At 39.3% G+C, this 21188-nt stretch carries 20 protein-coding genes and 1 pseudogene; 12 read left to right on the forward strand and 9 right to left on the reverse strand.

Annotation, left to right across the window (positions count from 1 at the left end):
* The 7 genes from QT76_RS08400 to QT76_RS05325 all read left to right on the forward strand — a co-directional run.
* Nucleotides 1-300, forward strand: a 300-nt coding sequence (locus tag QT76_RS08400) for a DUF5675 family protein (protein WP_033616884.1), incomplete at its 5' end; no start/stop codon positions are given.
* Nucleotides 301-302: 2 nt separating this feature from the next.
* Nucleotides 303-1100: a hypothetical protein gene (locus QT76_RS05300; RefSeq protein ID WP_033616886.1), complete on the forward strand. Its 798-nt coding sequence runs from the start codon at nt 303-305 to the stop codon at nt 1098-1100.
* Complete coding sequence (locus QT76_RS05305) at nt 1100-1675, forward strand: hypothetical protein (RefSeq protein ID WP_033616887.1); 576 nt, start codon at nt 1100-1102, stop codon at nt 1673-1675. The genes QT76_RS05300 and QT76_RS05305 overlap by 1 nt, the downstream gene beginning before the upstream one ends.
* A gap of 3 nt (nt 1676-1678) precedes the next feature.
* Complete coding sequence (locus tag QT76_RS05310; protein WP_033616888.1) at nt 1679-2005, forward strand: hypothetical protein; 327 nt, start codon at nt 1679-1681, stop codon at nt 2003-2005.
* A 55-nt stretch (nt 2006-2060) separates the two neighbouring features.
* Nucleotides 2061-2942 carry a hypothetical protein gene (locus tag QT76_RS05315; protein ID WP_033616890.1) on the forward strand — a complete coding sequence of 294 codons (882 nt, stop codon included), beginning with the start codon at nt 2061-2063 and terminating at the stop codon, nt 2940-2942.
* 15 nt (nt 2943-2957) lie between these two features.
* On the forward strand, nt 2958-3782 hold the full coding sequence (locus tag QT76_RS05320) for a hypothetical protein (protein ID WP_033616891.1): 825 nt from the start codon (nt 2958-2960) through the stop codon (nt 3780-3782).
* The gene (locus QT76_RS05325) at nt 3782-4597 is read left to right on the forward strand and encodes a hypothetical protein (protein WP_033616892.1); all 816 of its coding nucleotides are present in this window, start codon (nt 3782-3784) and stop codon (nt 4595-4597) included. The genes QT76_RS05320 and QT76_RS05325 overlap by 1 nt, the downstream gene beginning before the upstream one ends.
* Nucleotides 4598-5257: 660 nt before the next feature.
* On the opposite strand, the gene lpxD is transcribed toward QT76_RS05325, so the two are convergent.
* From lpxD to QT76_RS05340, 3 genes are read right to left on the reverse strand one after another with little or no spacing between them, the layout of a single operon-like run.
* Nucleotides 5258-6268 (reverse strand): UDP-3-O-(3-hydroxymyristoyl)glucosamine N-acyltransferase, encoded by a 1011-nt coding sequence (lpxD, locus tag QT76_RS05330; protein WP_033616894.1) that lies wholly within the window; start codon nt 6266-6268, stop codon nt 5258-5260.
* A gap of 9 nt (nt 6269-6277) precedes the next feature.
* A complete protein-coding gene (gene fabI, locus QT76_RS05335; RefSeq protein ID WP_033616895.1) occupies nt 6278-7105 on the reverse strand; it encodes an enoyl-ACP reductase FabI in 828 nt (275 codons plus the stop codon).
* A gap of 9 nt (nt 7106-7114) precedes the next feature.
* Complete coding sequence (locus QT76_RS05340; protein ID WP_033616896.1) at nt 7115-7819, reverse strand: triose-phosphate isomerase; 705 nt, start codon at nt 7817-7819, stop codon at nt 7115-7117.
* A 214-nt stretch (nt 7820-8033) separates the two neighbouring features.
* On the opposite strand from QT76_RS05340, the gene QT76_RS05345 reads away from it, so the two are divergent.
* From QT76_RS05345 to clsC, 4 genes are read left to right on the forward strand one after another with little or no spacing between them, the layout of a single operon-like run.
* Nucleotides 8034-8801: a fumarate reductase cytochrome b subunit gene (locus QT76_RS05345; RefSeq protein ID WP_001183651.1), complete on the forward strand. Its 768-nt coding sequence runs from the start codon at nt 8034-8036 to the stop codon at nt 8799-8801.
* 9 nt (nt 8802-8810) lie between these two features.
* A complete protein-coding gene (locus QT76_RS05350) occupies nt 8811-10955 on the forward strand; it encodes a fumarate reductase flavoprotein subunit (RefSeq protein ID WP_033616897.1) in 2145 nt (714 codons plus the stop codon).
* Nucleotides 10948-11685, forward strand: a complete 738-nt coding sequence (locus QT76_RS05355; protein ID WP_001282432.1) for a fumarate reductase iron-sulfur subunit — start codon at nt 10948-10950, stop codon at nt 11683-11685. The genes QT76_RS05350 and QT76_RS05355 overlap by 8 nt, the downstream gene beginning before the upstream one ends.
* A gap of 20 nt (nt 11686-11705) precedes the next feature.
* The gene (clsC, locus tag QT76_RS05360; RefSeq protein WP_033616898.1) at nt 11706-13214 is read left to right on the forward strand and encodes a cardiolipin synthase ClsC; all 1509 of its coding nucleotides are present in this window, start codon (nt 11706-11708) and stop codon (nt 13212-13214) included.
* Between the two features lie 5 nt (nt 13215-13219).
* Here clsC and QT76_RS05365 read toward each other — a convergent pair whose 3' ends face one another.
* Nucleotides 13220-13753, reverse strand: coding sequence for a TIGR00645 family protein (locus QT76_RS05365; RefSeq protein ID WP_000890445.1), 534 nt, complete (start codon nt 13751-13753; stop codon nt 13220-13222).
* Nucleotides 13754-13909: 156 nt separating this feature from the next.
* Between QT76_RS05365 and QT76_RS05370 the strand changes: the two are divergent.
* Nucleotides 13910-15613: pseudogene (locus QT76_RS05370) on the forward strand (DUF262 domain-containing protein).
* Nucleotides 15614-16301: 688 nt separating this feature from the next.
* Here the strand turns inward: QT76_RS05370 and QT76_RS05375 are convergent.
* Genes QT76_RS05375 through QT76_RS05395 form a run of 5 tightly spaced genes read right to left on the reverse strand, consistent with a single transcriptional unit; the run spans nt 16302 to nt 21146 of the window.
* Nucleotides 16302-17105 carry an SPOR domain-containing protein gene (locus QT76_RS05375; protein ID WP_033616900.1) on the reverse strand — a complete coding sequence of 268 codons (804 nt, stop codon included), beginning with the start codon at nt 17103-17105 and terminating at the stop codon, nt 16302-16304.
* Between the two features lie 21 nt (nt 17106-17126).
* Nucleotides 17127-17669, reverse strand: a complete 543-nt coding sequence (locus QT76_RS05380) for a DUF1882 domain-containing protein (RefSeq protein WP_000138071.1) — start codon at nt 17667-17669, stop codon at nt 17127-17129.
* A gap of 10 nt (nt 17670-17679) precedes the next feature.
* On the reverse strand, nt 17680-18930 hold the full coding sequence (locus QT76_RS05385) for a serine hydroxymethyltransferase (RefSeq protein WP_033616901.1): 1251 nt from the start codon (nt 18928-18930) through the stop codon (nt 17680-17682).
* Complete coding sequence (lysS, locus tag QT76_RS05390; RefSeq protein ID WP_033616902.1) at nt 18930-20435, reverse strand: lysine--tRNA ligase; 1506 nt, start codon at nt 20433-20435, stop codon at nt 18930-18932. The genes QT76_RS05385 and lysS overlap by 1 nt, the downstream gene beginning before the upstream one ends.
* Nucleotides 20436-20444: 9 nt before the next feature.
* Nucleotides 20445-21146, reverse strand: coding sequence for a CvpA family protein (locus QT76_RS05395; RefSeq protein ID WP_033616903.1), 702 nt, complete (start codon nt 21144-21146; stop codon nt 20445-20447).
* Between the last annotated feature and the right edge of the window lie 42 nt (nt 21147-21188).

Raw genomic sequence — 21188 nt, forward strand, 5'->3', positions numbered from 1 at the left:
GAATTAGCATGGAGCGATACGAGTTGCACGGTGCCTAAAGAATACCAAAACAAAAAATGCGATAATAAACGCCATGAAGTGTTGCAGCTAATCGATCCCAATAACAAGGATTTCACAAACCGAAAAATCTTAATCCATGTAGGAAATAGCGCGCATGACACTTTAGGGTGTGTTTTGTTAGGTATGCAACACGATGAGGAGATGATTTATAAAAGCAGCGAAGCGGTCAAAAAGTTTTTTGATTTAGTCAAAGATAAAGGCGTTAATAACTTTTTGTTTAAAATCATTGATAGGGTTTAGAAATGGATACGACACGATTTATACGAAATTTTGTTTTATTCAAAGAAGCCTTACAGAGGCAAAATTTCAATAACAAAGAATTGAACACCACGAGCATGCAAGCGGCCTTACAAAGCGAGCAGTTAGCTTTAAATGAGCAAGCGCAAGACTTGCAAAGCGAGCAGTTAAGGGCAAAAATGCAAATAGACTTTTTAGGAATGCAAGCGAACTTACAGAGCGCAAAAGCCGACACCTTAAACAAGCTTATCCAGTGCCAAGCGATGCTAAAAAGCCTAAAAGATAACGCCATGATCAACCGAGCGAACGCATTAGTAAGCTTATTGCAGGTGCAAGCGAACGCAGCTAATGGGATCACGCCGGCGAATTTTGAAGCAGCTTTTAAAATCATTAGCCAGATCGGATCTGAATACAACCAAATCACATTAAACAACGGGAGCGTGAGCGTGCAAGAAAAAGAGCAAACGAACGAGTTAAAAACGCTACTAAACGAGCTAGGTAAGGAATTAGAGAAACTCAACGAACAAAGCGAGGTTAATTCCATACAGGTTTTTAGCGACAAATTAGAAGTTTTAAAAGACGCGCCAACAAGGTTATGGGGTTTTAGCACTTTATCTAACGCTAACGAAGGCTTTTATAATGAAACTAACGAACTATTAGCGAGCGGTAGCGTGTTTTTGTTTAGAAGCGGTGAAGTAGGAAAGCACACGATCACCTTTAAAGCGAGCAACGCTAAAATGAGCTTAGCTAAAAACATCACTATCAGCGTGATAGCGAACAAATTGAAAGAAAGGATTAACTAATGGCTTATTTTGAAAGCATCACAGCGGGCAGAGGTGGATTAGATAGTTTTAATCAGGCGTTGAATAACCAACGATACGCTAACCTAATTCTAAATGAAAGCATGGGCAATTTTGCCAACACGATCGCTAATGCAGGAAGCCTTTTTGATAACGCTAAGATAAGAGAGGAAGCGTTAAAGTATCAAAGAATGCGAGATTTAGCTAATGATAAGAAACAAGCCGAAGCGTTTGAGCTGCAAAAAAGACAAGCCGAACAAAGCATGGATTTTGCTAAAAGACAACAAGCCATGAATGAAGAAATGCACAAGCAAAACAAACGCTTGAACGATCTCAAAACGCAAGGCTTAGAGCAAGACATTATAATGAACGAACTGCAATACAAGTGGATAATGCAAGCCAAACCCAGCGTTAAAGCGAGCGTGAGCGTGGATAATAATACACCTATGAAAACGCCAACCACAACGCCAACAACGCCAACCACAAACGCATTAAGCACGCAAGGCACACCAAAACCTAAAACGATAACTAAGGAAGAGTTTAAGGCGATTTATGCTAATCCCATGTTTAGACTTTAGATAATGCCTTATGGCTTGATTTTTAGAGTGTTTAGGGGGATTGTGCCTTATATAGTCATCGTTTTTTTGCTGATTTTGAACGCTAATCTAAAGACTAAATTAGCGTTAGCAAACGTTAGGCTAGAAACCAATCAAGCGCATCTGATCAAGCAAAACGAAGTTATCCAAAAGTTAGAATTAGAAAGTGAGCAATACAAGGCTAACAAGCTTTTAGAAGCAACTAAAATCAAAGACAAATACCATAAAATCACCATCAAAGACAACACATGCGAAGCAAAGATACAAAGCTATGAATCTTTAATTAACGCTTTTAAAAAACATAACCCTTAAAATATTTTTTAAACTTTTTGTAGAATGCTTGCTAAAGATAGCAAGGAGTTAAAAAATGAAACTCTACAACAAGATACAAGAACTCATTAACGAAAGCGAAACGCTCAAACAAAAAAATAATGAAGTATTAGGATTAGCGAGAAACGAATTAAGCGAGCTAGTCAAAAATAAATCTAATGAAAACTTAGAAAGCTTAAAAAACACCTTTCAAGGCTATTTAAACGATCAATTAGTAGAGATGCCTTTAATTATAAAAAAAAATGTTAAGGAGCTTGTGAATAAGCAAGAACTGAGCGAAGAAGTTAGAAACGAACTTTTAAGACAATTTGACAAGCAAGCAATAACTAACGCTGTGAAGCAAGAAATTAAAAACGAGATTAAAAGCAAATTGGATAACCTTTTAAGCGATACAGAATTACGAAGCGAATTAGAACAAGCTAAAAAGGATATTATAACTGAAACCACGAGCGAAACGATAAACGCCTTAACAAGTAAGATTTTAGGGATTTTAGAAAGCAAACTAAACGCTATCACTGAAAGCGTGATTAAGAATTTAGATTTTAGTTTTTTGAGAGCGCAACCGAAAGCCTTTTACAGCGTGATCAATCAAAATTTAAAAGAAATGTTTTTAAAAGAGCTTGAAAGCGAGTTTTTAAAAAAGTTCATTAAAGAAAGCATTGATAACGCTTTAAAAGAAGATGAGAGATTTAAAACTTTAAAATTAGCGGAATTAAAAGCGTTAACCTACTTGCAAGTAACGATAGAAAGCCAAAAGACGCAATTATTACAGGAATCTTTAATGCTGGAAGCCCAGAATTTAAACAATAAAATGAAAATAGAAAACGAGATCGCTTATAATTTGAAGCGAAAAGAATTGATCGCTGAGGGCAAGCTAGAAGATGAAGCGTTTAAAAAAAACATTTTCAAAGTGATTTGAAAGAAAGGAAAAACCATGGACGAAAAATTAGAAAGCGAAATTTTTGAAGAGCAATTGAATAGCCTTTACAAACCGATTAAACAAGCACCAAAAACTCCAGAAAGCGAGAATAAAAATAATGAAGCTAATCAAAATTTAGCTAATGATAGCGTTAAGGATTTAGAAGCTGAGCCGTCTTATCTCTCTACCGGGATCGCTTATTTGGATAATAAGATCAAAAATAGAAGCATCACGGCGTTTGATTACTACATGGCTAAAAAGTTTTTAGGAATGGATTTAAATGTTAATTTAAACGGGAATTTACAGATAAAAAGCGAGAATAAAACCAGGTTAGCGAGCATTAACAAAGCTACGCAGGATATTTTTGATGACATTAAGGCGCTTGATTTAGGAGATGATTTAATTAAAAAAGCGCAAGAACATAGCGGACTGATTAACCAGGTGAAGCTATGGATCAACCACAAGACAAGAGGGTTAAAGGGCGTTGATTACGATTTAGCAAAAACCGATAACGCTAGGATTAGTTACGCCAACAGAGTTGCAAAGACCATGTCGCAAGGCGGGCAAGTAACGCAGAAATTAAGAGATGAAGCAAAAGCCATGACAATGTGGGGAGCAAGAAGCAAGGAAGAAAACACTGCAAGAATTTCACAAACGCAAGAAACGCTATTGAACTCATTGAAGAAAAACATGCAAATGTTGGAGAGTTTGGGCGGGAATGTATCGCCGTTAATGTTAGTTAAAATGAAAGCATACCAAGACAAAACCGATTACATTAACGAAACGAGCGGAAAAATTGATCTCAAAAAATACCAAAGCTTAGCGAATGGAGGATCATGATGGAAGAAGAAGAAAAAGACAACGAACTTATTTCAAGGATTGATCTTAAAAGAGCGGTTAGGGAAGCTTATGAGGACACTTTAGCCACGCAAGGCGAGATCGCCGTAAAATTTAATATAAGCCGACAAACACTGAACCAATGGGCCAAAAAAGGTGAATGGACGAGCCGAAAAATTTTCAATGAAATAAGAGCCATGTATGAAACGCTAGGCATGAGTATAAAAGAACTAGCTAAAAAATACAAAATGGACGAGAATTATTTACGATATATAAAAGCACGCCAAAATTGGATAAAGCGCAGGATCACGAAAGATTTAGAAGAAAAAGAGATAAAAGAGATTTTAGGCGATAAGCTGACCGAAAAAAACATGGATTTGTTTTTAGACACGAAGAAAGAAGAAGTTAAAGAAGTGTTAAAACAAAGCTTAGATCATTTAAATTTAGATCCGATCGTTTTAGAAGCGATCACCGAAAGCACGAGCGACGAACTACTATTGAAAGCGATGAATACCGCTTACATTAAAAAACAGATCTTATTTTGCGCGGTAGTGGCTAGAGGCGAGCTGATTAAGATGATTAAAAAAGCGAGCTTGACGAATAACGAAAAGGATAGCGCTAATATTATCGTAGCGGCCGAAAAGGTTTCTAAACTTTTCATTGATGCGGGCGTTAGCTTGTTTGGTAAAGAGCAGATCCAAGTAATAGAGACTAACAATAATAACAATGTAGCGCAGATGAACATGAGCGATTTATTAGAGTTAGCAAATAGTAGCGTTGGGAGCGGTGTAGATAATCCTAGCGTTGGGAGCGAGTGAGATTGAAGCCTCCCTATAGCTAAAACGGAGAGCGTGGGTGCCTTGCTACGCTATACCTTGCTACGCTATAAAAGATTTTGTGAAGCCTCCCTATAGCTAAAACGGAGAGCGTGGGTGCCTTGCTGCGCTATACCTTGCTACGCTATAAAAGATTTTGTGAAGCCTCCCTATAGCTAAAACGGAGAGCGTGGGTGCCTTGCTACGCTATACCTTGCTACGCTATAAAAGATTTTGTGAAGCCTTTTATATTTCATTTCTATTTCACGTTTTTGTTGTGTTTTGTGGAATGTTTTTAACTTTAATTAGTGTTTTTTAATTTATCAAACGATTAAAAAATAAATGTAGTTTTTTGTGTATATTTTAAATTTATGTTACATTTTTTAAATGTTTTCAATATTTTTAAATATTAAAAAATTTAAGTAATATGTATAAAAATATACAGAAAGAAACACAAAACCACGCTATAACACGCATTAGCCTTTATTTGTGCGGTTTAAAAGCACTTGACAACCAGACAAAAAAATAACTATAATTCAAGCATTCTTTTAAAAATGTTATTTGAGACACACAAAAAGCTAAAAACTTAAAAAAGACAGATGCGAGTTTTAGGGGTTTATAGCGTTTTTTTGGTGATGGCGTGGTTATAGCTTATTTCATTCTTTAAGACTTAAAAAACCCTTTAGCTTTTTGCAACAAACTCGTTTTTTGCTGTTTCCTGAAATTCGTTCGTAAATGAGCCAGGAAATGGTGCCATTCATGGATTTCCATAGCAGGGATCGCTCCGGCAAAATTAGTGTTAGGGGGTAAGTCCTTACCCACCGCGCTTTTACCCCCAATTTGAGTGAATTCACCCACATGCAAATGCCCTCCAATGCCCACTTGACCGCCAAAAACCACATTACGGCCAGTGGTTGTAGAACCGCTCAAGCCCACTTGAGAAACGACGATGCTGTGCTCGCCTAAAACGCAATTATGCCCGATTTGAACCAGGTTATCAATCTTAACGCCCTCTTTAATCAAAGTCTCGCCAAACACCGCCCTATCAATCGCCGTGTTAGCGCCAATTTCTACATTTTTTTGAATCCTAACAATCCCCACATGCTCAATTTTGACATGCTCTCCTAAAGCGGTGTGTGCATAACCAAAGCCATCACCTCCGATCACACTGCCTGCATGGATGATGACATTGTCTTCTAAAATCGTGTTTTGATACAAAATCACACGAGGATACAAAACGCAATTTTTACCGATTTTGACCCCATCAGCGATCACCACGCCCGGATAAATCAAAGAGTTTTCGCCAATTTCTACGCCCTCTCCAATCGCAACATTAGGCATGATCGTTACTTTTTCAAAATGTTTAGGCTCATTCACGCTTTCTGGGTTTTTAAAAAAAGGGATTTTAAAGGCATGCGAAGCTTTGGCAAAGGCTAAATGCGGGTTATCCACGATTAAAGCTTGCATGTGTTTTGGCACTTTAGAAGATTCTTTTTTACGGATAAACACCGCCCCGGCTTTTGAGTCTTTTAAAAGTTTAAGGTAACGCGCTTGGTCAATATAGCTAATATCATTAGGCGTAGCCTTATCTAATTCTGCTAAGGCATGCACTTCAAAATCGTTTGAAAATTCCGTTTCAATAGAATAGGCGCTCAACAATTCGCTTAATTTCATCAATACCCCTTATTGTTCTTTATGCAAATCCCACAATAGCGTAGCTTTATTATCTTTTTCTTCCACAGCCCCCATGCCCATGACATGATAGCCAGCATCTACAAAATGCACTTCCCCACTCACGCCACTAGACAAGCTAGAAAGCAAATACATCCCGGCATTGCCCACTTCTTCTAAACTCACATTTTTCCTTAAAGGAGCGTTGATTTCATTCCATTTTAAAATCATCCTAAAATCAGCGATCCCGCTAGAAGCGAGCGTCCTGATAGGCCCAGCTGATAGGGCATTCACTCTTATATGGTGCTTGCCTAAATCCACCGCTAAATAACGCACCGCGCTCTCTAGGGCCGCTTTAGCCAACCCCATCACGTTGTAATGCGCCATGTATTTGGTGCTGCCCAAATAGCTTAAAGTCAAAACAGACGCCCCATTATTCAATAAGGGTTTTAGGGTGTTTGTCAGCTCTATTAAAGAATAAACAGAAATTTCCATAGCGGTGTTAAACGCGCTTTTAGAAGTTTCTAACAAGCTCCCTTCTAAAGCCTCTTTAGGGGCAAAGGCCACGCTATGAACGATAAAGTCCAATGAGCCTAAATCCTGCTTAATATTATTGTATAGCGGCTTGAAATGCTCTTCTTTGCTCACATCCAATTCATACACATAGGGGCTATTCAATTCCTGTGCGATAGGCCTCACGCGCTTTTCTAAGCTCTCATTCAAATAAGTGAAAGCCAGAGTAGCCCCTTGATTGAAGCAAGATTGAGCGATCCCATAAGCGATGGATTTATTGTTTGCCACCCCCACAATAAGCCCTTTTTTACCTTTTAAAAATCCCATGATTTTCCTTTATAAAAATGAAATGATTGTTTTAAAATTTTCTAATTCCCAAGACGCGCTCCCGATCAATAAGCCATCCACGCTATCAATCCCTAAAATTTCTTTAGCGTTTTGCGCATTCACGCTCCCCCCATACAATAAGGGCGTTTTTTGATTTAAGATTTGTTTTAAAAAACCATGCGTGAGGTAAATGTCTTCTAAAGAAGCGCTTTTTTTGGTGCCAATCGCCCAAATAGGCTCATACGCCACAATTAAATTGGAATAATTAAGATCAATATTTTCTAATTGCTCATTTAAAAATTCCTTTACAGCCTTAAAACCCTTTTCTCTGGTCGTTAAATCTTCGCCAATACAATAAATAATTTTAAAATTTTTATCTTTAAAAAAATCAAACTTTTCTTTCAAAAAGCTAGGGCTTTCTTTTAAAAGCGTTCGCCTCTCGCTATGCCCTATTAAAAGCGTGTGGATTTTGAGTTCTTCTAAATGCTTTGAAGTGATTTCACCGGTAAAAGCCCCACAATCTCTAGGGTAAGCGTTTTGCGCTCCTAAAGTGAAATGCAAAAACGAATTAGGCAATAACCCCAAAAAATCAGGGAATACAAACACCCTATCAAAATGCTGCGGTTTTAAAGTTTTTTCTAATTCTTTTAAATACGCATGGCTTTTAAAAATAGGCATAGCGGATTTAAAATTGGCCATGGCAATTTTTGTCATTGAATGATCCTTATTTTATAGGTGGTAACTATCCCTTATTATATCTAATAGCGTTTAAAAAATGTAAATTTTAAACAATAGCCCCCTTGAATTGAATTTTTTCCCAATTTAGGTTTTGTTTATAAGAAAAATTATTTCAAATGTAGTAAAATTAAGGCAGTGTTTTTGCGTCAAGCGATTTTAGGTTAATTTTGAGTTTTTAGGAGCAGTTTTTATGCAACAAGAAGAGATTATAGAGGGTTATTATGGCGCTAGCAAAGGGCTTAAAAAGAGCGGTATTTATGCCAAGCTGGATTTTTTACAGAGCGCTACGGGTTTGATTTTAGCGCTCTTTATGATAGCACACATGTTTTTGGTCTCAAGCATCTTGATTAGCGATGAAGCCATGTATAAAGTGGCGAAATTTTTTGAAGGGAGCTTGTTTTTAAAAGCGGGCGAGCCGGCTATTGTGAGCGTGGTTGCAGCAGGGGTGATTCTTATTTTAGTCGTGCATGCTTTTTTGGCGTTAAGGAAATTCCCTATCAATTACAGGCAATACAAGGTTTTTAAAACCCACAAGCATTTGATGAAACATGGCGATACGAGTTTGTGGTTTATCCAGGCTTTAACCGGATTTGCGATGTTTTTCTTAGCGAGTATCCACCTATTTGTCATGCTCACAGAGCCTGAAAGTATTGGGCCTCATGGCTCAAGCTATCGTTTTGTAACGCAAAACTTTTGGCTTTTGTATATTTTCTTATTGTTTGCCGTAGAATTGCATGGCTCTATTGGGTTGTATCGCTTAGCGATTAAATGGGGGTGGTTTAAGAATGTAAGCATTCAAGGCTTGAGAAAAGTCAAATGGGCGATGAGCGTGTTTTTTATTGTTTTAGGGCTTTGCACCTATGGGGCTTACATTAAAAAAGGTTTAGAAAATAAGGACAATGGCATTAAAACCATGCAAGAAGCCATAGAAGCTGATGGGAAATTCCACAAAGAATAAAGGTAGAAAATGAAAATAACATATTGTGATGCACTAATTATTGGAGGCGGATTGGCCGGGTTAAGGGCTAGTATCGCATGCAAACAAAAGGGTTTAAACACCATCGTTTTAAGCCTAGTGCCTGTCAGGCGTTCGCACTCTGCAGCCGCTCAAGGGGGCATGCAAGCGAGTCTTGCGAACGCTAAAAAAAGCGAGGGCGATAATGAAGATTTACACTTTTTAGACACGGTTAAGGGGAGCGATTGGGGGTGCGATCAGCAAGTGGCTAGAATGTTTGTAACCACTGCTCCTAAAGCCATTAGGGAATTGGCCAGTTGGGGGGTGCCTTGGACTAGGATTAAAAAGGGCGATAGGCCTGCGGTTGTCAATGGTGAGCATGTAACTATCACCGAAAGAGACGACAGGCATGGTTATATTCTAAGCCGTGATTTTGGCGGCACTAAAAAATGGCGCACATGCTTTACGGCTGATGCCACAGGGCATACCATGCTTTATGCGGTCGCTAATGAAGCCTTACACCACAAAGTGGATATTCAAGACAGAAAGGACATGCTCGCTTTCATTCATCATGATAATAAATGCTACGGGGCGGTGGTAAGGGATTTGATCACAGGCGAAGTTTCAGCGTATGTTTCTAAAGGCACGCTTTTAGCTACCGGAGGTTATGGGCGCGTGTATAAACACACCACTAACGCTGTGATTTGCGATGGAGCCGGGGCGGCAAGCGCTTTAGAAACCGGCGTGGCTAAATTAGGCAACATGGAAGCGGTGCAATTCCACCCTACCGCTTTAGTGCCAAGCGGGATTTTAATGACTGAAGGTTGTAGGGGCGATGGCGGCGTTTTAAGAGACAAGTTTGGCAGACGCTTCATGCCCGCTTATGAGCCGGAGAAAAAAGAGCTTGCGAGCAGAGATGTGGTCTCAAGGCGGATTTTAGAGCATATCCAAAAAGGCTATGGAGCCAAATCGCCTTATGGGGATCATGTGTGGCTGGATATTGCTATTTTAGGGCGTAACCATGTGGAAAAAAATCTAAGAGATGTGCGCGATATTGCCATGACTTTTGCGGGAATTGACCCGGCTGATAGCGAAGAGCAAACCAAAGACAACATGCAAGGAGTGCCTACCAATGAACCCGAATACGGGCAAGCGATGGCTAAACAAAAAGGCTGGATCCCCATAAAACCCATGCAACACTATTCTATGGGTGGGGTTAGGACAAACCCTAAAGGCGAAACCCATTTGAAAGGCTTGTTCTGTGCAGGCGAAGCGGCATGCTGGGATTTGCATGGGTTTAACCGCTTGGGGGGAAATTCTGTGAGTGAAGCCGTGGTGGCTGGCATGATTATAGGGGATTATTTCGCCTCGCATTGTTTGGAAGCACAAATTGAAATCAACACGCAAAAAGTTGAAGCTTTCATTAAAGAAAGCCAAGATTACATGCACTTTTTATTGCACAATGAAGGCAAGGAAGACGTGTATGAAATCAGAGAACGCATGAAAGAAGTCATGGATGAAAAAGTGGGCGTTTTTAGAGAAGGCAAAAGGTTAGAAGAAGCCCTTAAAGAATTGCAAGAGCTTTATGCACGCTCCAAAAACATTTGCGTGAAAAACAAGGTTTTGCACAATAACCCTGAATTAGAGGACGCTTACCGCACCAAAAAAATGCTCAAACTCGCGCTTTGCATCACTCAAGGGGCGTTACTGCGCACTGAAAGCAGAGGGGCTCACACAAGGATTGATTACCCCAAAAGAGACGATGAAAAGTGGCTTAATCGGACTTTAGCGAGCTGGCCTAGCGCTGAGCAAGACATGCCCACGATTGAATACGAAGAATTAGATGTGATGAAAATGGAAATCAGCCCTGATTTTAGGGGCTATGGCAAAAAGGGTAATTTCATCCCCCACCCCAAAAAAGAAGAGCGCGACGCTGAGATTTTGAAAACGATTTTAGAATTAGAAAAGCTCGGGAAAGACAGGGTAGAAGTCCAACACGCGCTCATGCCTTTTGAATTGCAAGAAAAATACAAAGCCAGGAATATGCGTTTAGAAGATGAGGAAGTCAGGGCTAGGGGGGAACATTTGTATTCTTTCAATGTCCATGATTTATTAGACCAACACAACGCTAATTTAAAAGGAGAACACCATGAGTGATAATGAACGAACGATTGTAGTTAGAGTGTTAAAATTTGACCCTCAAAGTGCGGTGAGCAAGCCGCATTTTAAAGAGTATCAACTGAAAGAAACGCCATCCATGACGCTCTTTATCGCTTTAAACCTCATTAGAGAGCATCAAGATCCGGATTTGAGTTTTGATTTTGTGTGCCGCGCTGGGATTTGCGGCTCTTGCGCGATGATGGTTAATGGGAGACCGAGATTGGCTTGTAAAACCCTAACTTCTAGCTTTGAAAGCGGGGTGATTACGCTCATGCCCATGCCCAGTTTTACGCTCATTAAAGATTTGAGCGTGAATACAGGCGATTGGTTTTTGGACATGACTAAAAGGGTGGAGAGCTGGGCGCATTCTAAAGAAGAGGTGGATATTACTAAGCCGGAAAAAAGGATTGAACCTGATGAAGCCCAAGAAGTCTTTGAACTAGACAGGTGTATTGAATGCGGGTGCTGTATCGCTTCTTGCGGGACCAAACTCATGCGCCCTAATTTCATTGGAGCTGCTGGCATGAACAGAGCCATGCGTTTCATGATTGACAGCCACGATGAAAGAAGCGATGACGATTTTTATGAGTTAGTCGGCGATGATGATGGCGTTTTTGGGTGCATGAGCTTAATCGCTTGCCATGACACTTGCCCTAAAGAATTACCCTTGCAAAGCAGTATCGCTACTTTGCGCAACCGAATGTTGAAAGTGGGTAAAAGCCGCTAATTTCTTTTAGTGGGTCGTTTTTGAAAATTTTTTTAGTTCTTCTAAGCGTCTTTTTTTTTAATGGGTGTTTTGGGTTAGTCTATAAGACTCCCATTTCAAGCCCCCCTATCTCTTATGATCCCTACACTACCACCATTGGGAGTTTGTACGCCAAAAATTTAAAAGAAAACCCTAACCATAGTGCAGCCATTCTTTTAGAAGACGGCTTTGACGCTTTATTGCACAGAGTGGGTCTTATTAGAATGAGCCAAAAAAGCATTGACATGCAAACTTATATTTATAAGAACGATCTTTCTTCTCAAGTGATCGCTAAAGAACTTTTAAATGCGGCCAATCGTGGGGTAAAAGTGCGCATCCTTTTAGATGATAACGGATTGGATTCGGATTTTTCAGATATTATGCTCTTAAATTTCCATAAAAACATTGAAGTGAAAATTTTTAACCCCTACTATATCCGCAATAAAGGCTTGCGCTATTTTGAAATGCTTGCGGATTATGAGCGCATTAAAAAACGCATGCACAACAAACTTTTCATCGTGGATAATTTCGCTGTCATTATAGGAGGGCGCAATATTGGGGACAATTATTTTGATAACGATTTAGACACGAATTTTTTAGATTTAGACGCTTTGTTTTTTGGGGGGGTTGCTTCAAAAGCCAAAGAAAGCTTTGAACGCTATTGGAGGTTTCACCGCTCTATCCCTGTTTCATTATTAAGAACCCATAAAAGACTCAAAAACAACGCTAAAGAAATCGCTAAACTCCATGAAAAAATCCCTATCAGTGCTGAAGACAAAAACCAGTTTGAAAAAAAAATCAATGATTTTATCGATCGTTTCCAAAAATACCAATACCCCATTTATTATGGGAATGCCATTTTTTTAGCCGATTCACCCAAAAAAATTGACACGCCCTTGTATTCGCCTATCAAAATCGCTTTTGAGAAAGCCCTTAAAAACGCTAAGGACTCCGTTTTTATCGCTTCATCGTATTTTATTCCAGGCAAAAAGATGATGAAAATCTTTAAAAATCAAATTTCTAAGGGGATTGAATTGAATATTCTTACCAATTCCCTTTCATCTACTGATGCGATAGTGGTCTATGGGGCGTGGGAAAGGTATCGCAACCAATTAGTGCGAATGGGCGCGAATGTCTATGAAATACGAAACGATTTTTTCAACCGCCAGATTAAAGGGCGCTTTAGCACCAAACATTCCTTACATGGCAAGACGATTGTTTTTGATGACAATTTAACGCTTCTAGGGAGTTTCAATATTGATCCGCGCTCTGCATACATCAACACTGAAAGCGCGGTTTTGTTTGACAACCCGTCTTTTGCTAAAAGGGTGCGTTTGTCGCTTAAAGATCACGCCCAACAATCATGGCATTTGGTGGTGTATCGGCATAGAGTGATTTGGGAAGCAGTGGAAGAAGGCATTTTAATCCATGAAAAAACTTCGCCTGACACTTCCTTCTTTTTGCGCTTGATTAAAGAATGGTCTAAAGTCCTTCCTGAAAGAGAGCTTTAAAACTTTTAATGCCCTTTATTTTGCGAAAAAGCGATGTTATTGGTAACGGCGGCTAAAAGCGCTGAACACACAAATACCAAATGGATCACCACTTGCCAAAAAATGGGGTTATGCGATAGGGGCGTGTCCTTAGGGATACTGGATAGAACGTCTTCTAAACTCATGTAGCGTTTGAGCAAGAAAATCGCCGAAATCGCTACAATGGAGAGTGAAACCTTTAATTTTAAAGCGTTAAAATCCGTGTGTTTTAGCCAAGTGATTTCGCTGGCATCCACCTTGTCTAATTTGGAAACAAAGCTTTCATAACTGGCGAGCAACACCATCAAAACAAGCCCAGCCATAAACAACAAATCCACTAAACCTAAGGCTGATAAAACCAAATCCGTTTCACTAATGGTGTCTAAATGGCTGAGCATGTGCCACAACTCTTTCATGAACACATAGCCTAAAACCACCAACACTAACGACATGGCAATGCATAAAGGGGCTAGCAACCAACGAGTGGCAAACAACACTCTTTCAATCAATTTTTCTAGCATCTCAACTCTTTTAATTATGGCTTTTTGAAGCCTTGATTATAGCTAATAAAACGCCCCAAGTGGCTAACAGAACGCCTTGATGGAGTGAAACCTCAGATCATTCTTATGGTATTTATGGTATAAATTTGACTACTGCATGCAACAAAGGAGAAGTGAATGAAAACCACCCTAAAAGATGTCTTTTTAGAGAGTGGATACAGCATTCCTAATTATCAAAGGGATTACGCTTGGAAAGAAAAGAATTTTAAAGATTTATGGGAAGATCTAGAAGAAGCGATAGAATACAACAAAAAGGGTCAGGGGCATTTTATAGGCACCATGGTTGTCGCTAAGAATGAAGACAACAAAAAATTGTATGACATCATTGACGGCCAGCAGCGAACGACCACCATCTTCATGCTCTTGCATGTCTTGGCAAGCAAACAAAATGAGGAAGACAAGCAAGAGACAAGAAAATATCTATACCAAAAGGGGGAATTAAAATTAGAAGTCGCCCCTCAAAACCAAAGCTTCTTCAAAACGCTCTTGGAAGCGGCAGAAAAGGAGAATATCAGCCATTGTGAAAAAGATGCAGACACCGAGGGTAAGCAAAATCTTTTTGAAGTTTTGAAGGCCATCTTGGACAAAGTCAGCAAGTTGAATAAAGAAGAAGCGAATGAGCGTTTGGAAGCACTTTTGAAAATGGTTTTGATGCGGTTTGAAGAGCCCGATCCTAAAAAGAGCGATCAAAACATTTCAAAGCGTGAATGAGGGGAAGCGCCTCTTCTTTTACTAGACAAACTAAAATCCCTTCTCATCTATTACTCCAACACTTTTTGCGATGGGAAAATGGGGCTAGACCAATTCATCAACGATCATTTTGGGGAGATCTTTAAGATCTTTGCCAAGATCAAAAAGAGCGACCATATCTCCAGCGTTGGAGGCTCAAAGTTTGATGAAGGCGATATCTTCCGCTACCACGCAGGGAGCCAAAGATTTGATGGAATCGAGTTTTTAGGGCACTACGCAACAAGCACAGAAGACACCTACGAGAAACTCAAAGATGAACTAAAAGAAATCAAAAAAAGCAAATTGAAAAGTTTCATCCAATCCTATGTCAGCGATTTGAAAAATTTCTATCAGGCTTTCCTTGATCTATTGAGCGAGATTGACACCAACCCAACCACCCTTAAGGTCATGCTCATCAACACGATCAACCCGCTTTTTTTTAATTCGCTCATCCGCCTGAAAATCAACAACGAACTAGACGATGAAACGCTGAGACTCTTTGCCAAAACCGATATTGTGTTTTTCAAATCTAGTAAAAAGATGAGAACAACGGCCTACAACCTGATTGATGAGTATCTTGAAAAGGGCAAAGAGGAATTGAAGAGCAAGATGATCGATCAATGCAGAAATTATATAGAGCTGGCTTCTCGGGAGTTTGTAAACAACGCATCCAACTCATCATGCTTCCACTATGTCTTCTTTGAAAAGAACTGCCAGGAGATGGGTCTTGCCGATCTCAAAAAGTTGATCCCTGGGAAGCAATTCTCCCAACAAAAAGAACACATCATCCCCATCAATTTATTAGAATTGGACAATGAAATTGAGATCCAAAAACTTGGTTTTGAAGGCAAGAAAGATCTCGAAGATTATATTGACACATACGGCAACTTCATTTCCTTAGAAAAATCGCTCAATCTTAAAGCAAGCGATAAGGATCTGTATGGAAAAGATGCGATCTATAAGGAGAGTAGAATCCCTTTCAACAGACGCTTTAATGTAAAAGGTTTCAACAAAAAGGTCTTAATAAAAAGGAATGATGAAATGCGAGAATGGCTGATTGACACCTTTTTTAAGGATTTCATCGCCCGCTAAGCGTGAGATCAAAGAAGCGTGAGCACGCTCACTCTCTTGCTTCTAGCCCCACCATCACACCCATAAAGCTAGTTCCAAAACGCTCTCTTCTTTGGAGGGTTAGAGGGGATTAAACAACAAACAATAACTTCATAAAATTTAAACGCTCCGTAGTTTTCAAACAACAAACAAATACTTTTAACGAATGAATGCTCTTTAAGGCTGAATTCAAACGCAAGAATTATCTGAATTCCTCAAAGACCAAATAGGTATGAGGCGCTACTACTTATTGGAAAAATTGGGTTCAAAAAGAAACTCAAGAAGTAGTAAAAAAATAAAAGAAGTAATCAATAAATAAAAAAATTATCATAAGTAGAGTATATACTCTACTTATGTGTTTAGACTTCATCGTTATTTCTTATTTATTGTATTTTGTGAATAACAATATTGTGAAATAATCAATACTGTCACCACAATAAAATTAAACACCCACATATAACAGTAAGTAAGTAAATTACTTTTTCATCATTAGACATATGGTTAATATCATTAATATAATAAATTGATCAAAAAAATCTGATTATCTTCATTCTCTGTTAAAATTATCCGAGCCGATGGAGCAAGCTACCCCATCGTTTTAGCGCTTGGGCGATCCACTAAAAACGCCCAAGAAAGAAATAAGAATTTTAAGAATTTTTAGCCAAAACCCCTACCGCACTTCTATGACAACCGGTTTAGTCATCTTTTTGCTGACTTCATCAGCATGCATTAAGGCTTCTTGTTTGCTCTTATAAGGGCCTATGAGGTAGCGTTTAATAGCCCCCCTATCTTCAATCTTATGGGGGAATTGGTTAAACGCTTGCAAAAAGGCTTTATTGGGCGTGTGAGCAAAAACCCCCACTTGCAAATAATGCCCTTTAGTAAGAGTGGTTTTAGAATTGGCTTTTTTAGGGACTTCTTTATGAGCTTCTTTTTTGACTTTTAGCTCTTTAACCGCATGCTTATCTTTATCTTTATGAGCTTCCTTATCTTTAGGGGTTGCTTTAGGCTTTTTATGGGGGATTTCTTTTTTAGCCACAGCTTGAGATTCTTTTTGAGTGCTAGTGTGCTCAACAGCTTTTAATTCTTTTTGAGCTTCTTGGGTCTCTTCTGTTGTTTTCATCTCCGTTTGAGTTTGATTGGTTTGAATAGGCATGTTAAACGCATCATTTTCTTGTTTTTTAACATTATCCGCCACTTTGTCTAACTTGTCTTCTTGCTTGGAAGGATCCAAATTCAAGTTTTCAAACTCATCGTCTTTTTTCTCATCTTTAGTGTTACCTATTTTTTGCATCCCGCTATCGGTTTGTAAAAAAGTCTCTTTAGGAGCGACTCTCGTGCTTTTCCAAAACACCATTAAAAGCACCGCTAAAATGATAATGGCTATAGCCACGATCAAAAACACCTTTTTAGTGCCGCCCCCATTATTCTCTTCTTCTAAAATCACTTCATTCAGTCTTTCTTTTTCTGACATCAAAAATCCTTTCAAAAATGGTTATAAATGCTTCGCCCAAGAGCTCCCGCGCTCTTTTGCAAACACTTCATAAGGTAAAGCTAAAATATTAAATTCCTTAGGCCATTCATTGCTAGGGAAGACCTTCCATTCTTTCGGCAACCCTTGCGCTAATTTCATAGACAAAGTCTTAACCAACCTTTCACCCTCGCCTAACTCCGTATGCCCCTTATGCACATACAAATGCAAATGCCCTGGCGTTTTGGTGTTATAAGCGGTAAAATTCATAAAACCTTCCTCACGAAGCAATAACTGCGCCTTATGGTAAAAACGCTCCGGGTTCCTCCCGTTATAATCAAACACAATGTTTTCCACCTTATCGTTACGCAAGATGAGATTGTGCGCGATTTCTATTTCCCTTTTCAAATGCTTTTGAATGAGCGAGCTTGTGAGCATGGCATTCACTCTTTGGAATTTATTATAATAGCAACGCCCCGCATAATCCATTCTCTCCCCCAAGCCTGGTTTTTTTTCAAAATAATGGCTTGTGTCTATCTTAATGAGCTTTAATTCCATTTCTGTCATCTTGACTCCCTTAAAAAATGGGTTGGTGGTACACAGGGAATTGACTAGCCATGGCCTTCAATTCTTCTTTCACATGCAATTGCAAACTAACATTATTAATATCATTCAAAATATCTGATATTTTATTCCCTATGATTTCAAATTCCTTAGCTCCCATGCCCCTTGCACTCAATGCCGCTGAGCCAATCCTTATCCCGCTCGTTACAAAAGGGCTGCGCGTTTCGCCAGGAATGGTGTTTTTATTCACAGTGATTCCAGCATTCCCTAATGCAATATCAGCGTCTTTCCCGCTATAAGGCTTATCTAAGAAATCCATTAAAAGCAAATGGTTAGAAGTGCCACCGCTCACTAACTTATGGTTTTTTTCTTTTAATGTTTTAGCGAGAACTTGCATGTTAGATTTCACTAATTTTGCATAAGCTTTAAATTCTGGTTTTAGATTCTCTTTAAACCCCACCGCTTTAGCAGCAATTGCATGCATCAAAGGCCCGCCTTGAGTCCCTGGAAAAATCGCTTTATCAATCTTAGCCGCTATCTCTTCATCATTAGTTAAAATAATCCCCCCTCTAGGCCCTCTTAAGGTCTTATGAGTGGTGCTTGAAACCACATGGCAATGCGGGAAAGGATGGGCATGCTCATCAGCGACCACAAGCCCTGCCACATGGGCTATATCGCCTAGTAGTAACGCCCCCACTTCATCAGCGATTTCTCTAAATTTCTTAAAATCAATTTCCCTTGGATAGGCTGAAAACCCGCACACAATGATTTGAGGCTTAACGCTCTGAGCGATTTTTAGCACTTCTTCATAATCAATATAGCCATCCAAATTCACGCCATAAGAAAAGCTCTGATAATGCTTGCCGGTCAAGCTCACTTTAGCACCATGCGTTAAATGCCCTCCACAGCTTAAATCCATGCCTAAAATCTTGTCATAAGGCTTTAAAAGGGCGTGATAGACAGCGTTATTAGCTTGTGAGCCTGAATGCGCTTGCACATTAGCGAACTGGCAATTAAAAAGCTTTTTAGCCCTTTCTATGGCCAAGCTTTCTATTTTATCCACCACTTCACAACCTCCATAATAGCGCTTGTTAGGATAGCCCTCAGCGTATTTATTCGTTAAAATGCTTCCCATAGCTTCCATAACACTAGGAAAAGTGTAGTTCTCGCTCGCTATCATTTCTAAATGCTCATTTTGCCGCTTATATTCTTCAAAGATCAATTCAAAAATTTCACTATCCGTTTGTTCTAAAAAATACGCCATTATTCTCCACTCTCAATATTAAAATCGTTTTTAACAGGACGCATCGCTGGGAATAAAATCACATCTTTAATGCTTTTAGCTCCAGTGAGTAACATCACTAATCGGTCAATGCCTATGCCTTGCCCTGCAGTGGGGGGCATTCCATGGGCTAATGCCCACACGTAATCTTCATCCATGTATTGGGCTTCTTCATCGCCTTTTTCTTTCTCAGCCACTTGATTTTTAAAGCGTTCTAATTGATCTAAAGGGTCGTTCAACTCGCTAAAGCCATTAGCGATTTCTTTTCCTGCAATGAACAATTCAAACCTGTCAGCAATATTAGGGTTACTATCGTTGCGTCTGGCTAAAGGGCTAATCTCAATAGGGTATTGGGTTACAAAAGTGGGGTTAATGAGTTGGTGCTCTACAAAATGATCAAATGCTTCAGCGAGCAATTTGCCATGAGTGAGGTTTGGCTCTACTTTAATGCCCTGCTCTAACAAATAAGCCAAAAGCCTGTCTTCTTTTTCCAAAATATCCTTACTGATGCCCCCTATTGTTTCTAAAGCGTCCAAATAAGAAATCACGCTCGTTTGGTTGAAATCCACTTCCATATCGTTATAGATGATTTTTGAATCTAAATTTAAAGTCTTTAGCAAGTAGTCAAACAGCCTCTTACTGAGTTCAATCAAATCTTCATAAGTGTGATACGCCCAATAAAATTCAATCATCGTAAATTCGGGGTTATGGCTGTGATCCATGCCCTCATTTCTGAAATTACGATTGATTTCAAACACCGCCTCAAAACCCCCCACGATCAAGCGTTTAAGGTATAATTCTGGAGCGATTCTCAAATACCTTTCAACTTCTAAAGCGTTGTGATAAGTGATAAAAGGCCTTGCGTTCGCCCCGCCAGGAATGGGGTGCATCATGGGGGTTTCCACTTCCAAAAACCCTTCCATTTCAAAGAATTTCCGCACGCTAGAGACAATCAAACTGCGCTTTTTAAACACATCTTTAACGCTAGGATTGACGATCAAATCCAAGTAGCGCTGGCGGTAACGCAATTCTATATCGCTCAGTCCATGAAACTTTTCAGGTAAAGGCACAATGGTTTTGCTTAAAATATGAAATTCTAGGGCATGAATGCTCAATTCACCGGTTTTGGTAGCAAAAGGGAAGCCTTTCACCAACACAATATCGCCCACTTCTAAATGCTTTTTCAAGCTTTTAAATTCATCGTTCAATTCATTTTGCGAAACATAAGCTTGTAAAATCGCGCTTTCATCTTCAACTTTAATAAAACATGCCTTGCCCATTAAACGCAAAAGCTTGACCCTCCCTACAATACTCTCGCATTTTTCTTTGTCTTTAGGCTCTTCTAAACCCTTAACATAAGCGTATTTTTCTAAAAAAGCGGCGTTGGTGAGGCTTCGTTTCAAGCCATTTTGATAAGGGTTTTTCCCTTCTTCTCTCAAGCTATTGGCTTTATGGATGCGTTGTTGGATGTATTGGTTAGAAAACATGTGATGCCTTTATAGGGGTTCTTTATTAGATGGTATGGAGTTTGGTGGGGTTTGGTTAGCTTTTGGATCTAGCATGTTTTTAGGCAAGTCTTTAGCCTTTTCTTTTAGAGATTCCACGCCCTTATCCATCGCTTTATTAAAAGACTCTTTATTTTTATTAAAAGATTCTTTATTTTTGACTTCATCGCTCATTTCTTCAAGGTTGTCTTTAAGGTTTTGCTCCACATGTTTGACGCCATCAAGACGCATGATCTTACTAGCGACGCTTTTCATGGTAGAAAAAAAAGCGCTTTTTTCTTGCAAGTAGGCGTTAGCGTCTTTCATCACTTCCATTTTAGAGAGCGCATAAAGGATGAAAGAAAGCACTAAAAAAGTCTTTAAACATGAAAAAATAAACCCCAACGCTTTGTCTATAATGCCTAACCCGCTAAAGACTAACACCTTGCCTATCAACACTCCAAAAGCTAAAAAAAACACCCAAATAGACGCTAACACCAATAAAAAACCGATGAGATTCGTCATGGTTTCATTTCTTAAATCATACAAATGCTCTGAAAATAAATTCCCAACAGCCACAGAATAGCGAGACGCTAAATACACGCCAAGCACAATCCCTAAAGTCCCCGCCACTTCACTCACGAAGCCATGATAAAATCCTCTAATCCCAAAGGCTACCACCACCACAAGTAACGCCAAATCAATATAATTCAAACCCTAAACCCAAACCTTTCTCTCATATATCTCGCATAAAGA

The organism is Helicobacter pylori SA37A (assembly GCF_000476015.1).
Taxonomy (GTDB): Bacteria; Campylobacterota; Campylobacteria; order Campylobacterales; family Helicobacteraceae; genus Helicobacter; species Helicobacter pylori_DB.

Coding starts and splice junctions, on each gene's coding strand:
- QT76_RS05305 (WP_033616887.1), top strand. CDS start 1,100: ATGGCTTATTTTGAAAGCATCACAGCGGGCAGAGGTGGATTAGATAGT.
- QT76_RS05365 (WP_000890445.1), bottom strand. CDS start 13,753: ATGCTAGAAAAATTGATTGAAAGAGTGTTGTTTGCCACTCGTTGGTTG.
- QT76_RS05320 (WP_033616891.1), top strand. CDS start 2,958: ATGGACGAAAAATTAGAAAGCGAAATTTTTGAAGAGCAATTGAATAGC.
- QT76_RS05325 (WP_033616892.1), top strand. CDS start 3,782: ATGGAAGAAGAAGAAAAAGACAACGAACTTATTTCAAGGATTGATCTT.
- lpxD (WP_033616894.1), bottom strand. CDS start 6,268: ATGAAATTAAGCGAATTGTTGAGCGCCTATTCTATTGAAACGGAATTT.
- QT76_RS05300 (WP_033616886.1), top strand. CDS start 303: ATGGATACGACACGATTTATACGAAATTTTGTTTTATTCAAAGAAGCC.
- QT76_RS05340 (WP_033616896.1), bottom strand. CDS start 7,819: ATGACAAAAATTGCCATGGCCAATTTTAAATCCGCTATGCCTATTTTT.
- QT76_RS05375 (WP_033616900.1), bottom strand. CDS start 17,105: ATGTCAGAAAAAGAAAGACTGAATGAAGTGATTTTAGAAGAAGAGAAT.
- QT76_RS05315 (WP_033616890.1), top strand. CDS start 2,061: ATGAAACTCTACAACAAGATACAAGAACTCATTAACGAAAGCGAAACG.
- QT76_RS05385 (WP_033616901.1), bottom strand. CDS start 18,930: ATGGCGTATTTTTTAGAACAAACGGATAGTGAAATTTTTGAATTGATC.
- QT76_RS05355 (WP_001282432.1), top strand. CDS start 10,948: ATGAGTGATAATGAACGAACGATTGTAGTTAGAGTGTTAAAATTTGAC.
- fabI (WP_033616895.1), bottom strand. CDS start 7,105: ATGGGATTTTTAAAAGGTAAAAAAGGGCTTATTGTGGGGGTGGCAAAC.
- QT76_RS05380 (WP_000138071.1), bottom strand. CDS start 17,669: ATGACAGAAATGGAATTAAAGCTCATTAAGATAGACACAAGCCATTAT.
- QT76_RS05345 (WP_001183651.1), top strand. CDS start 8,034: ATGCAACAAGAAGAGATTATAGAGGGTTATTATGGCGCTAGCAAAGGG.
- QT76_RS05350 (WP_033616897.1), top strand. CDS start 8,811: ATGAAAATAACATATTGTGATGCACTAATTATTGGAGGCGGATTGGCC.
- lysS (WP_033616902.1), bottom strand. CDS start 20,435: ATGTTTTCTAACCAATACATCCAACAACGCATCCATAAAGCCAATAGC.
- QT76_RS05310 (WP_033616888.1), top strand. CDS start 1,679: ATGCCTTATGGCTTGATTTTTAGAGTGTTTAGGGGGATTGTGCCTTAT.